Origin of the sequence: Rothia mucilaginosa, assembly GCF_964211445.1 — a bacterium.
Lineage (GTDB): Bacteria > Actinomycetota > Actinomycetes > Actinomycetales > Micrococcaceae > Rothia > Rothia mucilaginosa_E.
Window position 1 is genome coordinate 1 of the sequence record NZ_CAXOQT010000004.1, and the last position, 14,468, is coordinate 14,468.

The window sequence follows — 14,468 nt, forward strand, 5'->3', positions numbered from 1 at the left end:
GTTTCTTGGACTTTAGTTTTGTTGTCCAAGAAACGGGAGGCAGTTCAGAGTTGGATGCGGGCGGGGCTTTTTCTGCGTTCTCAGAGCGTAATAGAGGGCATATATGAAGGTGCCCGTGGGGTGTTGGGAGGCGGGGGAGAGGCATGAAGGGGAACTTGAGGGAACTATAAAGTGGTACGTGAGACTTTAAGGTTCACTAAGATGAAAATGGTGAGCCAAAAATACCCATGGAACACCCTATATTTTCTTCAAATGCAATCAAAAGATAGGGTTATATGTCCTCGTGTGTCAGTAGATGGGCACAAAATCCCCGAATTGGTCTGCATTAAACCTCAACTTAAGGGGTGGTTTTATAACGATTTCATTACAGTTGTGCAAAGGTGACGGTAAGCGGGCTAAACATCCAGGGGCAAATGCTAGCCTTTTAGCAGTCACACCCATGTATGGGCCTACTGCACCTTCAAAGACGGGGGCGCACCACGGTAGGTTCAACACCGATAATCAGAGATCGAGGAAAAATGTCGAAGACTACCCGTCGCGTTTACAAGATCGCAGCAGCGGCAGCCTTTACTGCCGGTTCCGTGGCAGCAATCCCGGCAACTTTCGCGGCAGAAGCACCCGCTGATCAGCAGCAGCAGGTTGTCGACCAGAAGGCAACCGCTCAGACTTCTTCCCTGCCTGGCGGCAACGCAACCGAGACCCCCAAGGCTGAAGCTCCTAAGACCGAGGCACCCAAGGCTGAGGCAACCGAGGCACCCAAGGCTGAAGCCCCCAAGGCTGAAGCTCCTAAGACCGAGGCTCCCAAGGCAGAGGCTACCGAGGCTCCTAAGGCTGAAGCTCCTAAGGCTGAAGCAACCGAAGCACCTAAGGCTGAAGCACCTAAGGCTGAAGCTCCTAAGGCTGAGGCAACCGAAGCACCTAAGGCTGAAACCCCCAAGGCTGAAGCTCCTAAGGCAGAGACTCCTAAGGCTGAGACCCCTGCTCCCGCAACCCCGGAGCCCACCACCCCCTCCACCCCGGCTCCCGAGGTGAAGCAGGCTAACCCCTTCGTCTCCATCGAGAACGCACGCTTCTCCGGTGATGCGCAGTTTAACACCGTGAGCGTTGTTGGTACCGGCTTCTACGGCGAGAAGGTCGGCCCCGGCGTTCAGGTCAGCATCTACGCGCTGGATGAGAACCAGCAGATTACCGGCGACGTCATTACCACCGTGTCCGTGTCAGCGGACCAGATTCAGGATGGCTCCTTCAAGACTTCCTTCACTGTCGAGGCAAGCAAGCTGCCCGCCGGCGCTTCCTACGCTCTGGTTGCTGTGAGCAACCCTCAGGCTGCTCAGGCTGACCAGAAGCTCGTGGCTCTCTCCTCCTTCAAGGTCACCGAGTCCACCTCTCCCGAGGCGCCCAAGAACGAAGAGACCCCCGCTCCCGTGACCCCGGCACCGGAGACCCCCAAGGCTGACGAGACTCCCGCTCCCGTGACCCCGGCACCGGAGACCCCGAAGGCTGACGAGACCCCGGCACCCGAGGCTCCCAAGACTGAAGCACCCAAGGAAGAAACTCCTGCTCCGGAAGCACCCAAGACTGAGACCCCCAAGGCTGACGAGACCCCCGCTCCGGAGGCTCCCGCAGTACCGGAGAACGCAACCCTCACCACCGAGGACGCTTCCCTGGATCCGAACGACCAGTACAACGTTCTGACCTTCAATGGCTCCGGCTTCACCCACGAGTCTGTTGCTAACGGCGTGCAGATTGCAATCTTCCGCCTGGATGCAAACGGCAACATCACCGGTGAGGCTCTGGCAACCCACGATATTCCTGCTTCTGAAATCGTGAACGGCACCTTCCGCGTCAAGGTCAGCGTTCTTGCTGAACTGCTGCAGCCCGGTTACGCCTACGCAATGGTGGCAACCAGCGACCCCAACGGTCTGGTACACCAGGTTGCAGTCACCACCGCTACCGTGAGCGATGCGAACAACCCCGCACCGACCCTGCCGGCAGCTACCGAGGACGATAACACCACCGTTCGCGATAACGGCGACGGCACCACCAGCGTCTTCACCGCTGAAATGCGCGAAGACGGTTCGGTTGTCGTAACCGAGACCCGCATGCCTTCTTCTCAGGCACCCAAGGCTAAGGTTGGCAACGCATCCGCTGCTACCTCTTCGAAGGGCCACGGTCTGAGCACCTCCGGTACCAAGGGTTCGACCTCGACCTCTTCGTCGGCTTCTTCCTCTTCGAAGCAGCAGCTGGCACACACCGGTGCTGAGGGCGTTGCAGGTATCGCAGGCGTTGGCGCCGCAGCTCTGATTGCTGGTGCCGCACTGATGCTCCTGCGCCGCCGCAGCCTCTAATAGCTCAGGCTCTATAGCCAGGCTCCGAAAATCTATGCTCACCGCACGGTGAGTGTGGCAAGTGCCGTCAATACTCTGAAAAGGGTATTGGCGGCACTTTTGCGTGCTAGCAGTTTTGTGTTGAGCTGTTTTGAAGTGGAGGGGGGTGGCAAAGCGTGTGCGGCAAGCTGGGGAGAGGCGCGGGTGTTCTCTTCCGTTGTGGAGGTGCGGGGTGGAGGCACGGGGCGGTGTAGCGAAATGATTTTGCTGGGTTATTTGGCGTGCAGTTATTGGTACGCACTCTTTTAGGGAATGCGCATGGAAAAGCGGTGTGACCTGCGATTTTTTCACTTAAAAGAAATAAATTAAATGCATGAATGTGCAGAATATTTTTATCTCAAATCCATTAAAACTGCATATGCATGCAATAAAACCTTGAGCTTCAAGGGAGAGTTGAAAAATTTTACCTAGTCCATGCAGTTTGAGTGCTCTTGATGCTGTTCTGGAGGGTAAAAAATATGCTGTGTGGGTTATTGCACAGGAAAATAGTTGGGACGTAAAGCGTCTTTACAGCAATAACAAGAAAAGTATTGTTAGTGTGGAATTACCGATAAATAGAGCGATTCCCTTCGCGGTAACTTCCACCATTACATGAACGTTATGACTAGTCCGTACGTTATAGCGGTCAATCCCGAAGAGACACCCGTCCAGCTTCGATCCGTGGCACCCTCCGGAGGGTATCGTTCACACTCACAGAAAAGGTGTGTCCCATGCCCGAACCCGCTCACTCAAAAACCCGAGCAACAGCTGCTATTGCTGCTTCCGTCCTCTCCGTCACCGGTGTTGGTGCTGCGCACGCAGATGTGCAGGTGCAGAATACCGGCGGAATGGCTTCACCGACTACGGTGGAACCCGATAACCCTCCCTCCGAGGCAAACGCAACCCCCATCGAAAACGTTGTTGCCCAGAATTCCCCTCAGGTGTACGTAGAGCAGGGCGTTGTCATTAACCCCGCACGCTCCCAGAGCATCACCGTCAGTGGTGAAGGATTCACTGGTGGTCCTGTTGAGCGGTACGGTGTGGCAGTGTACGTCAGCGAGTACCGCCAGTATCCCCTCTACGCGCTGGGCCGTGGTTCCGCAGTGACGATGACCCTCGTGCCTGAGCTTGATGTAGAAGGTGGCCGCTTCAGCACCCAGCTGACCCTACCCGCAGGTACCCTCGACCCCGACCAGCAGTACGTCGTGGCAACCGCCGTGGTTGACCCTGCCAAGGGCTACGCGACGGAGGATCCCTCCTATAACTCCTCCGCACCCCTGGAAATGCTGCCCACCAATACCCAGGACGAGCCGCTCAATGTTCAGATCCTCTCGGGTCAGATGGAAATCCCGCAGGAGAAGAACCTGGTGGTCTACAAGGTTACCGGTCTGGGTGAGGCGCAGGCTTTCGAAGTGATGACCTACGTCTACGCCCTGGATAGCCAGGGTAACCGTATGCTGCTGGCTGTTTCTCCCGCACGTGCCGACGTCGTGAACGGCACCCTCCTGGACGGCATTGAAGTGCCCGGATCCATGTTGGAAGAAGTGCAGGGTGTCCACGAGAACCTGCGTTACGTGCTGAGTGTTGAGGTTGCACCCTCTGCTGCTAATGGTTACACCGCCCAGGAAGTTGAGGTTCCCTTCATGAATGGTTGGAATGTACAGCACGGCTCCGCCCCGGTTGCCACCGCTGAGCGCGCAATGGCGGAGCAGGCACAGGTTGGGGATGAGGTGCAGGCCGCCCAGGCTGAGCAGGCTCAGGCCGACCAGGGTACCCCGAGCGTTCAGTCTGAGCAGGCAGTTGCCGTGAGCCCCGTCGAGCAGTTCGACCACGTACTGCCCGAGAACGACCCGCGCCGCCACTACAGCCTGCCGCGCAACACCGTCTTTGACCGCGTCCACAACACCACCGAAGAACAGACCAACAACACCGCTAACCCTGTGATGACCGCCCGCCTGCACGTAGAAGAAACCGTAGTCCCTGAAAACGATTCCGCGAAGACTCTGACCCTGCGCGGCGAGGGCTTCACCGGCGTTAACTCGGTGCACCTGATGGTTAATGCTGTCGACGAATACGGCGTAGCAACCGGTGGTGTGATTGCTTCGGCTGATGTCTCTGAGATTGACGCCTCCGGCGCTTTCACGGCCCAGGTACAGATTCCCGGCTCGGAACTCAAGCCCGGCACCACCTACCGCGTGAGTGCTGTAGCGGAGGATGAGCAGGGTACCGTGCGCATGGTCAACGGCGGCTTCACGGTTGCGCGCGATAGCGTAGATAACGCGCCCGCAACCCCTGAGCAGGATGCACCTGCGGCTGAGGCTCCTGCAACTGACGCCTCGGCACCTGCTGAGCCCACCGAATCTGCATCTGCCGATTCTGTATCTGCAGAGCCTGCTCCCGTGGCTGATCAGGCTTCCGCCACCGAGCAGAAGGCAGGGGAGAGCGCCCCCGTTCAGAATGCTTCTGCTCAGAAGGTTGAAGCACAGGCATCTGGCGGTCAGAAGGCTACCGCCGGTACCCGGCAGAAGCGTGAGCAGCTGGCGGCTACCGGCGCCTCCAATATGTTGGTCATTAGTGCTGCTGGATCGCTGTCGCTACTTGCTGGTATGCGCTTGAGCCGTCGTCGCCGTAGTGAGATGTGGCTCAGTTCTCGCCGCTAAAACACGTGAATTATTGCTCCACTAGGCAAAATATGCACAAAGATGAAGGGGGTGCCCGAATTGTAGGATTTGGGTACCCCCTTCATCTTTAACTTTTTCTAAGGTTATACCTATAATTTAGAGTGCTGTCATAGACGGTACTATCACTCTTTACCGCCTCGTTTACCCGGGGTGGGGAAACGCTGTGAAGCGCCTCCGGTCACCGATATTAGAGAACCGTTATTCTGCGCCTACTTCCGACCTTTGGGCGCAGGAGTCACACGACGATTCATCACACTCACTCACGAAAATAGGTGACCATGTTTTCCACGCAGCGAACTGCTCGCGGCGCGGCGCTAGTAGCGTCTGCTGCCCTCGGTTTGGGCGGCTCCGTCGCGCCTGCAACTCTGGCCCCCGCAACCTTTGCATCTGCCGCTCATGCACAGACTCAGCAGTCCCCTAAGCCTGAACTTCCCATCGCCGTTGCCACCGATGTGGTTAGCCACAACATCACCCTGGACTTGGTTGCTCAGAGCAAGGACTACACCCTGCTGTCGCTGACCGGCGTAACCTCTCTGGAGAATCTAAAGGTTCGCCTGGTCGCTATTTCCGTTGATGACGGTCCCGTGGCAGCTATGACTGTGCCCGCCTCCCAGATGACTGCCTCTCTGAACGATGAGGGTGCCCTGGAAGTCAGTATTCACCAGCGCCTGAACGTTGAGCAGCCGTACATGGTTGAGGTGCTGGACCTGCGCACCAAGGACACCGTTTCGGTTGAGTTCATGCCTGAGCACGGTGTGACCGTTGACGAGATTCTGGCGAGCCGCCAGAACATTTTCTTCCCGGACACCCCCGGCGTTCCGCGCGCTAACCGTGTGGAGGCGAACCCCGCTCCCGAAGTGTCCCTGAGCCCCAGCGCATCCCCGAGCACCGCGAAGGATAGCCCGCACCCGACGGTTGCCCCGGCACCTTCTGTGGCACCGTCCGCATCGCAGAGCGCTTTGGCGCGTCCTTCTGCGAGTGCTTCCGCCAGCGCCTCTGATTCGGCGAGCGCGTCTGCTGCTGATGCGGCGCCCGCTGAGGTGACCGAGGATCGTCTGCTGGTGCACTCCCGCTCCGATCAGGCTCCCGCGGAGACCCGCGAGGCGACCCTGGAAATTTCCACCGCAGAACTGCGCGGCTCGGATGAGCTGCAGCCGATTAGTGTGCGCGCTAGGAATGTTGCGGAGAGCGGCCTGGGTTATGACGTGATGGTCTTTGAAATGCCCGCCGATGGCGGTGCGGTGGGTTCGCCGCTGGCGACCACTCACGTGAGCCCGCAGCAGGTGACTGATGCTTCTTTCTCTGCTGATTTGAAGGTGCCCGGAACCTCCTTGCATGCGGGTAAGCGTTACCGCGTGGTTGTGGTGGGTGGTGACTCCACCGAGGAGCTGAAGCTCATGGCAACCAGTGCTTTTGGTGTGAGCGTGATTCAGCGTGCTGTTCCTGTTGAGCCGGCTCCGAAGCCTGCGAATACTACTGCTCGTCCGGTGATTTCTGATGTGAATCAGCGTGTGGGTTCTTCGGCGCCTTCGGGTCGTGCGAGCTCTTCGGTTGACTCGGATGCCTCGGCGGAAGCTTCGGATTTAGTGACCGATTCTGTTGCCAAGATTCCTTCGGTGGATAGCGCTCTGGGCTATATTGTGCAGGCGCAGCAGTCGGCGCATGCGATTACCGCGCAGGCTCGTAGTTCTGTGGCTGAGACTGTGGTGGCTCCTTCGACGATGGTGATGTCTGGTTATGCGGTGATGCTACCGGGTCGTACCGTGGTGAACTTGTTGGGTTATCAGTCTCCTGAGGGGGAAACGGTGACTGTTGCTTCTCCGCAGGAGAATGTGGGCGCCGCCGGTTCGGGTAGCTTCTATACGCGTAGCTCGAAGTCGCGCGGTGATTCTTCTGGTTCCAAGCTGGAGGCGAGTGCTCAGGATAACGGTCCGCTGCCGGAGGGTACTTTGCCGCTGAGTATTGCTCTGCTGGGTTCGGTTGCCTTTGTGGGTACTGCTGTGGCGGTGAATGTGTATCGTCGTCGCCTTGAGGGTGTTGAGGAACTGAGTGCTGAGTAGTTTAGTGCATCCGTTTCTTGGTGCTGTTTAGTGCTGTGAGGCGTGTGGGTGGCTCCTTGTAGGGGAGTTGCCGGGCGGGAGGCGCTCTGTCGAGTGCGTACTGAGTGGGTGCGTGTTCGGTGGGGCGCCTTTTGCGTGCCTGGGGGTTGGCTCTGTTATACAGTGACACTGTTCTATAGTGGCACTGTTCTATAGTGGCACTGTTATACAGTGGCTCTGTTGCGCCTTGGGGCGGTGTAAAAATTTCTTTTTAGTGCACTGCTGGGAATATTTTATAGCATTCGAATTTTGCGTTATTTATATCTCAGTAAAGTATTTAATTCCCTTTTATTTCGGCAATTGTTGCGGCATAAAGTTTTAGCATATGAATGCAATGCAACAATTAGTGCAATATCCGTGTTAGGCTAGGATGTAACCGACGTACTAGTGCGCAAATACTTGGATAGAAACACCGGGCTTGTGGTGAGCCCTCCCTAGTCCACGCTTTGCGCTTGTATCGATTGAAATGGCACACATGACTATCGCTCGACTTCCGAAACGCATTCACGCTCTTTCGCTTGCTGCCGCTTTAGGTGCAGGCGCTTTTGTGCTTCCTAGCGCCTCCGCAGTAGAGGCTGAAGCAATTAATGTGAATGATTGCCTGTCTTCTCTGATTAATAGCGAATTTGATTCGAGATGCCCCTACGAAGACCTCGAACTTGAAATCGACACCATCGAGATTCGCGTGCAGTCCATTAAGGACGGTCAGGCAACCATTAAGCTCGCGCCCCTCTACGAAGGCGGCTACGTGGGCGACGCCTCCAAGGTGTACCTGGTAGTGCAGTACTACGGCACCACCGGCACGGTGCTCGGAACTGACACCTACGAGCCCTCCGCTCTGCAGGTTGAGCGCGCTGACGACGGCTCGATGCTCGTCACCTTTGAGATGCCGCAGATGCCCCAGGAAGGCTACTACTCCATGAGTGCCATGGACCTGGTGACCTCCGATGCGGGCTACGGCGAATTCATGATCTCTGAGGGTTCCCTCGTTCCGCACACTATTCCGGTAGAGGACGACTCTGACGAGGTGATGGTGGACAAGAAAGAAAACGCCCACCAGGTGCCCACCATTGACGACCTGAAGGCGCTAGAGAAGCTTCGTGAGGAGGAGCAGAAGAAGGACGCTGCCTCCGATCAGAAGGGTAGCAAGGATAAGGTCAAGGTTGAGGCGCCGTCCGAATCCTCGGAAACTCCGAATGTTACGACCCATACGCAGAAGCTGGAGCAGGTTCCCGGTGGTTCCACCTCTTCGCGTGATACCCAGACCCTGAACGCTTCGGCACTGAAGGTCGCGTATGCGGAGGTTCGTTCTGATGAAGCTACCAAGCCGGTGACCATTAGCGCTGAGCGCCTGCCCGCGAATGAAGCAGGCTACGACCTGATTGTGGTTGAGACCGATATGAGTGGCAACCATAAGGGTGATGCGCTGTCCATTACCCACATCAGCTCTGACCGTATTGTGAACGGCGCGTTTAAAGAAGAGATTGGCATGCCCGGTTCTCTGCTGAAGACCGGCTCGGTGTACACCGCCTACCTGGTACGTTCCGACGACACTGACTATGCCGAAGAAGTTGTCTCGGTGCGTTTCAGGGTGAGCGGCGAGGCGGCCGGTGATGCAACCTCCTCGAAGAAGGATGAGCTGCCCCGCCAGGATGCGAGCGCATCGCTCACGCCCAGCGCCAACGCGGCTGAGTCAACCGGCGGCACTCAGAGTAGCCCCTCCGCTGCTACCAGTGTTGTCTCTACCCGTTCGGATGCAACCCAGTCGGGCTCCAGCCAGTCTGCCACGAGTGCGCCCCGCTCCACCCTGGATGCGGTGAATGCCATGTCCAAGGCGCAGGAGGCGAAGGCAGAGCGTCAGCGTCAGGCTCTGCAGACTTTGGCTCAGGCACGCACGATGACCCCGCGTTCGGCTTTTGAGCCGACTCGCACTAACCAGGTTTCGGCGTACAGCTCGGGCTCTGATCTGGCGTCTATCGCTGTTGCTGCGAACCTGGACGCTCTGACGGATGAGGAAAAAGTAGCTTCGGCAAATTCCGGTAACGGCAATAAGAGCTTTACGCCCGTCGTCCATTCGGAAACTAATAACCGTTCTGCTTCTGCGAACTCGAATGCTGTTCAGGTGTACTCTAACCCGAGTACTGACCGCCAGGAGGGCGTGAAGGCTGCGGTTTCCACTGCGGCTCCTGCTAGCGAAGAGGTTGCTCAGCACGGTGTAGCTTTCTGGGCTCTTGGTGGTGTCGGTTTGGCGCTGGTGGTCGGTGCCTCCTGGATGGCTCACCGCCGCGGTTTCTTGGGTGGCTAATGCGCTAATCAGGCGTTTTTTACCAGCTCTGTATAGTATGTTTTTCGTTTCATGAGGAATGCTCGCCCCCGCTATCTGCAGATGCAGATAGTGGGGGCGAGTCGCGCGTTCAGGGTGTTCAAAAAAACTCTACCCACGCGTGAATAAATCTTAAGGTTCGTGATAGGGTTGAAATAACCGATAAATAGATGCGAGCTATTGTCAGGTCTTCACCACCTGAAATACGAAGCGGAGCACGGTACGACGAATCCGGAAGCATGACGCTCCGATGGGCTCCGTGCAGCACGTGAAGAACGAGCAGTAGCGCGCACATTTCCACCATGAAAAGACGCATTGCATGAGTATTTATTCAGCGAAGCATCGTATTGTCACCGCAACCGTTTTGGTTGCGGGGCTTCAGTGCGGGCTTGTTGTACCCTCTGTCGCGACGGAGGCACCCGTCACGACGCACTCTGCCGTGCAGAAAACCACGACCCTGAACGCCACCCCGGATCAATCTGAACAGAACTCCGGGGGTCAGGGTGCCGCCTCCAAAATCACTATGAAGGCGCAGCTCAAGGATGGTGGCTACCTTCTGCGCTGGACAGGCTTCCCTGAGGGGCTGGAGGCTTCCAGCGTTCTGGTTGACGTGAACTTCTACACCCCTTCCGGTGAGTACGGCGGTTCCGTCCTGGAGAGCCCGACCCTGTCTGAAGGCACTAAGGAGGGGGAGCTTCACCTTCTGATGAGCCCCGCGTCGGACTCGAACGTCGTGTACGTGATTGTTCTGGAAGATACCGCCCACGGCGCCTCTTACGATTTTTTTGTGACCGAGCAGGGGAACCGCCTGGTCGAGACCACTGATCCGCGCAACGGTAAGGCAAAGCCCACCGAGCCGCCGGTTGATATTGAGCGTGAAGAAGCAGAAAACGGCGAGGCGACTGCTCAGCCGACCCCCGAAACGGTGAATCTGCCTTCACCCACCGCTACGTCACCCACCGCCACTGACACGGTTCGCCGTACCGTAGATAACTCGCAGAACCACGCTTCTGGCCAGTACGTTGTCTCCGAAGACACCAGCGTGTACGACCCGATGAACCAGCGCGATGGCAAGGCACACATGTCTATTCAGGATTCGCAGGGCAACTCCCAGGATGACACGAAGCCCGTCACGGTCCGCGCCACGAACTTCCCCCGGAATGACAAGGGCTACGACCTGATCGTCATGGAAATCGACTCCAACGGCAACACTGTTGGTGATGCGCTCGCCATTGTTCATGTTGGCCCGGAATCCATTTCTGCGGGTGTTTTCGATGCTGTGATTGGCGTGCCCGGTGCGTCCCTGCAGATCGGTAGGACCTACTTGGTAGCGGCTTTCGATGCTTCCGGTGACGGTAACCTTCAGCTCAATACGGTGCGTTTTACGGTGACTCAGGCATCCACTGAGAACGGTGGAGTGTCGTCTGGTTCTTCGGCTAAGAACGAGGGGAAGCCTGTTGCGGCGCCTTCCGCGTCTTCTTCGGCTCCCGCTGATACTGCGGGCGCATCCGGTACGAAGGCACCCGCTGCGGGGTCTAAGAGTAAGACTCGCGGAATTCAGGCCGACAGTGCTATGGCTCCGGGCACGAACGACGCCACGATTTCTATTCCGCGCCCCTCGGGTGGTTCTGCTACCGAGTCTTCCTCGGCTCTGGGGTACCGCACTGAGGAGGCGCAGCCTGTTCAGGTCGCGACTCCCGACTCTAACCTACCTTCGGGTACCGATTCGGCGGCGCAGTCTCGCCGTGCCGCGATTCTCAATGGGTCCTCTTCGCAGGTGCGTACCGAGCCCGGATCGCCGAATGGTGTGAAGGCGTCGGAGGCGCAGATTACCCGCAACTTGGATAAGAGCTCGCCCCTTCTGCCGATTTTGGTGACCCTGGGTGGTGGCCTGATTCTTGGTGCCCTGGGCATGTCGCGTATGCACACCTCGAAGAAGGATTAGTCGCGTAGGGGTGGGGGAGTAGCAGCCCCTGTTGCCTGTTGAGATGTGCTGGTGTGGGGTAGGTGTTTTACCCCGTCAGTGTGCTGTGAGGTGCTTTGTCATAAAACGGTTCACTTGGTGTGTATCTTGAGAAATTCTCACACTGTCGATATAGTAAGCCTGTCCTAACAATGTCGATAGCATGGATACACACCAATGAAGATTTTCACATCTGGCACCCGCCTCTCCAAGGGAGCCTGCGCCCTCGCCGTCGCTGGCGCTGTCGCCCTGCCCCTGGCACCCGTTCTCGCCGAGAACATTAATATCGCTGCCCAGAACGTTACCGCGCAGAACGTCGCAGCTGGCGACCAGGCAAGCACCGGCGCATCCTTCGGCTGGGGCGTGCGCGCCTCCTTCCTGTCCTACAACGGTATGCCCCGCGAAATGACCGACGGCGCAGCCTGGGACGCAACCGCAAAGCAGTTCACCTTCACCCCGACCTCCACCACCGTCTCTGAAGACGGCAAGCAGGTCACCCTGCAGGCTTCCGGTCGCCTCTGGTTCACCGGCCACTGCGCTGAAGGCCAGGACCCCGAAACCGGTTGCGCCCTGAACCTCACCTTCTCCAACCCCCGCGTGGAACTGAACCTCGCGGACGGCACCGGTTCCCTCTACATGACCGTGCGCACCAAGAACTACGCCTCCGGCAAGTTCGAGGGCCCCAAGGAAGTCAAGATGGCGACCCTGAGCACCGGCACCGCCAAGCAGAGCGAGAAGGACGGCGTAGTTAGCATCAGCGGCATCTCCGCGAACCTGACCGCCGACGGTAACCACGCCTTCTCCGACTTCTACAACGAAGGCGCCAGCCTCGACCCGCTGAGCATCTCCTACACCGGTAACGCAGCTAACACCCCCAAGAGCGCCTACAGCGTCGCCGAGTCCTACAACACCGGCGCGGGCGTGAACCTGCCCCAGAACACCGCACGTCTGGGCAAGAACCACATCGTTCACGTGGCACCCCCGAGCTTCAGCGGCGACACCACCTACACCGTGCTGACCAGCTCCAACCTGAAGATGACCGACACCGGCGTCTTGAAGGCAATCAAGGGCGTTTTCGCTGTGGACGCTGACGGCAACCGCATGCTCGTCATCGGCAGCGAGACCAACAAGCCCGAGCTGTACACCGTGACCGCTGAGGGTAAGCTCGTCTCCTCCGGCACCTACTCCGATGTAGACCTCGGCGCCAACACCGTCAAGGCAATCGGCTACAACCCCGCCAACAACACCTGGGGCATCCTCAGCATCGACGGCCAGGGCGGCGGCAAGCTGACCATTATTGACGCATCCGGCAAGGCAACCTCGCAGGCTCTGCCGAAGCCCGACTCCATCGACCCGCAGGTCGTGAACGCCTACTCGCTCGACGAGTACTACGGCGACTCGTTCTCCACCAACACCGTGACCCTCGCGCCGCTGCCCGACGGCAGCTTCGTGTACGCGCCCTCGACCTCCATCTACGATGCGTCTGGCGAAAACGTGGTCCAGAAGGGCCACCTGCTGCACCTGAGCAGCGCCGGCGTGTCCCTGGTGCCGAACTCTTCGCCCGCGGGTTACGACACCACCCTGTCCTCGACCCTGGTCAGCCCGAAGGGGTACATTTACCGTTGGAACAACTGGACCGGCGGTAAGGTGCAGATCCTCAAGTACGAGAACGGCACTTTCAGCGTGGTTCGCGAGTCCGCAACCCTTGAGGGCTTCGAGAAGACCGAGGTTGCCACCATGTTCCTGACCCGCGCGGGCAACGTGGTCGTGGTGGATGCCTCCGGCTCCCGCCTGGTGTTCATGGATGACACCCTGAACAAGGTGAACGAGGTCGTGCTCTCCTCGATGCGCAAGACCGACAAGAGCGGCGGCTACAACGCCCTCGAGCTGCCCAACGGCGATATTATCTACCCGACCAGCTTCGAGAACCCGAACACCTACGAGGATCAGCTGTGGCTGAACCGCTTGGCGGCGAACTCGGCACCGGCTCCGGAACAGACTCCGGCACCTGAGCCGACCAAGTCTGCTGAGCCGACCGTTGCACCCACTGTGGCGCCCTCTGCTGAGCCGACTAAGGCACCTGAGCCAACCGTTGCTCCGACTGAGGCTCCTTCGGCAACTGCAGAACCGACTGTTGCTCCCACCGTGGCACCGACTGCGGAGCCCACCAAGACTGCAGAGCCGACCGTCGCGCCTTCTGTGACTGCCGAACCGACTGTGGAGCCCTCGGCTACCGCAGAGCCCACTGCGACCGCAGAACCGTCTGCAGAGCCGACCGTGGAGCCCTCCGTAACCGCTGAGCCCACCAAGACTGCAGAACCCACTGCAGTGCCTTCGGAGGCGCCCACCTCGCCGTCTCTGCCGACCGCATCCGTGGCACCCAGCGCCTCTGTGGCTCCTTCTGTAGCTCCTTCTGCAACCCCGAGTGCTTCTATGTCCCCGAGCGCATCGGTGAGCGCGTCCCCGACCGCGGTTCCGAGCGTTCCCGCCGTAACCCCCTCGATGAGCGCGTCTGCATCGGCGTCCGCTAGCGCATCTGCTTCTGCGAGCGCTTCGAGCTCCGCAAGCAGCTCCAGCAGCGCTTCGGTGACCGCATCGGCTAGTGAGTCGGCTTCTTCGAGCGCTTCCGCGAGCGAATCCGCTTCGGCATCCGCATCTGAGAGCAGCACTGCCGATCAGAATGTTGCCGGCCACAACGGCGGCTCCAACGGCGGTTCCGGCACGTCCGGTGACTCCGGTGTGAGCGGTTCCAACGGAGGTTCGTCCCTCGGCAACCTCTCGAACGATAACCTCTCAAATGGCGGTTCTTCCGCAGGCGGCTCCTCGAGCTCGACCTCCGGTAGCTCCTCCTCGAAGCTGGCGCAGACCGGCGCATCCGGCGCAATGTTCGCCGCAGCAGCCGGTGCCATCACCCTGGCGGCTGGTACCGCCCTGGTCGTGGCACGCCGCCGCAAGAGCAACTAACCCGTTCAGCACGCTGAAACTTTAGTTTTCGCGTAACACCCCGCTTCGCCACTCGTGTTTATGAGTGGGGGA

At 58.7% G+C, this 14,468-nt stretch carries 6 protein-coding genes; all 6 read left to right on the forward strand.

The features are described from left to right. Nucleotides 1-518: 518 nt before the first annotated feature. The 6 genes from AB8E48_RS01505 to AB8E48_RS01530 all read left to right on the forward strand — a co-directional run bounded on the left by AB8E48_RS01505 (nt 519) and on the right by AB8E48_RS01530 (nt 14,396). Nucleotides 519-2,348, forward strand: coding sequence for an LPXTG cell wall anchor domain-containing protein (locus tag AB8E48_RS01505; RefSeq protein WP_368885541.1), 1,830 nt, complete (start codon nt 519-521; stop codon nt 2,346-2,348). 749 nt (nt 2,349-3,097) lie between these two features. After that, complete coding sequence (locus AB8E48_RS01510) at nt 3,098-5,026, forward strand: adhesin (protein WP_368885542.1); 1,929 nt, start codon at nt 3,098-3,100, stop codon at nt 5,024-5,026. A gap of 299 nt (nt 5,027-5,325) precedes the next feature. Beyond that, on the forward strand, nt 5,326-7,107 hold the full coding sequence (locus tag AB8E48_RS01515; RefSeq protein WP_368885543.1) for a propanediol dehydratase: 1,782 nt from the start codon (nt 5,326-5,328) through the stop codon (nt 7,105-7,107). 514 nt (nt 7,108-7,621) lie between these two features. Beyond that, the gene (locus AB8E48_RS01520) at nt 7,622-9,451 is read left to right on the forward strand and encodes a hypothetical protein (protein ID WP_368885544.1); all 1,830 of its coding nucleotides are present in this window, start codon (nt 7,622-7,624) and stop codon (nt 9,449-9,451) included. 337 nt (nt 9,452-9,788) lie between these two features. Then, on the forward strand, nt 9,789-11,414 hold the full coding sequence (locus AB8E48_RS01525) for an enoyl-CoA hydratase (RefSeq protein WP_368885545.1): 1,626 nt from the start codon (nt 9,789-9,791) through the stop codon (nt 11,412-11,414). A gap of 195 nt (nt 11,415-11,609) precedes the next feature. Next, nucleotides 11,610-14,396, forward strand: a complete 2,787-nt coding sequence (locus AB8E48_RS01530) for an HtaA domain-containing protein (RefSeq protein ID WP_368885546.1) — start codon at nt 11,610-11,612, stop codon at nt 14,394-14,396. Nucleotides 14,397-14,468: the final 72 nt, after the last annotated feature.

Coding starts and splice junctions, on each gene's coding strand:
- AB8E48_RS01505 (WP_368885541.1), top strand. CDS start 519: ATGTCGAAGACTACCCGTCGCGTTTACAAGATCGCAGCAGCGGCAGCC.
- AB8E48_RS01510 (WP_368885542.1), top strand. CDS start 3,098: ATGCCCGAACCCGCTCACTCAAAAACCCGAGCAACAGCTGCTATTGCT.
- AB8E48_RS01515 (WP_368885543.1), top strand. CDS start 5,326: ATGTTTTCCACGCAGCGAACTGCTCGCGGCGCGGCGCTAGTAGCGTCT.
- AB8E48_RS01520 (WP_368885544.1), top strand. CDS start 7,622: ATGACTATCGCTCGACTTCCGAAACGCATTCACGCTCTTTCGCTTGCT.
- AB8E48_RS01525 (WP_368885545.1), top strand. CDS start 9,789: ATGAGTATTTATTCAGCGAAGCATCGTATTGTCACCGCAACCGTTTTG.
- AB8E48_RS01530 (WP_368885546.1), top strand. CDS start 11,610: ATGAAGATTTTCACATCTGGCACCCGCCTCTCCAAGGGAGCCTGCGCC.